Source organism: Vibrio sp. 2132-1 (assembly GCF_033344315.1).
Genome location: NZ_JAWPON010000446.1, coordinates 1 through 642, shown reverse-complemented (window position 1 = coordinate 642; position 642 = coordinate 1). Strand labels below are relative to the sequence as shown.

At 39.4% G+C, this 642-nt stretch carries 1 protein-coding gene; it reads left to right on the top strand.

What is annotated here, in order from left to right; all coding sequences use genetic code 11:
* Positions 1–235: 235 nt before the first annotated feature.
* On the top strand, positions 236–642 hold a 407-nt coding region (locus tag R8N47_RS25950; RefSeq protein ID WP_318186199.1), incomplete at its 3' end, for a CHASE4 domain-containing protein.

Here is a 642-nt window from a genome sequence, read left to right as displayed (position 1 = left end):
TCAACAAAATTTTTTGCAAAAAATGACGTGCTAGAAGCGCAGTTCTCTAAGCGATTGTACTATCTACTTTTTTATTAATTTACTGCTCGTTTTGCTTAAAAAGCAATCGGTTAACTCACTGTATAACCTAGATAAGCGAGCGAAAATGGATGTCGACAAGTTGGACGAGCATCAACTATTTCAAATATGATATGTCGTACACTTTTTTAAAACTAATACTTATAACTATTTTTTAATGCAAACACCTCGCTTGTTTAACTTAAATCTTCGCTACAAGACTGCCTTGTATTTCTCGCTCGGTCTGCTCGGGATGATAATTAGTTTTCTTTTTATCAGCCGTTACTTTTTCCTGTACAGCTTAGATGAGTTGGAAAACATGGAAATTGACCACTCAAGTCAGCAAGCTATAGCCGTAATTGACATGATGGTGACTCAGCAAGAAGGAAGTTCCTACGATTGGGCTTACTGGGATGAGACCTATGACCTTTTCGCACACCGTGACATCGCAGGTTACAGCGAACGCAACTTATATGTCGAAACCCTTGATGCGCTGAACCTCGATTTGATGTCGTTTATCACACTGGATGGTCAGTCCTTAGTGTCATTGAGTCGTGAAAACACACCAGAGTCTTCATCCTCACT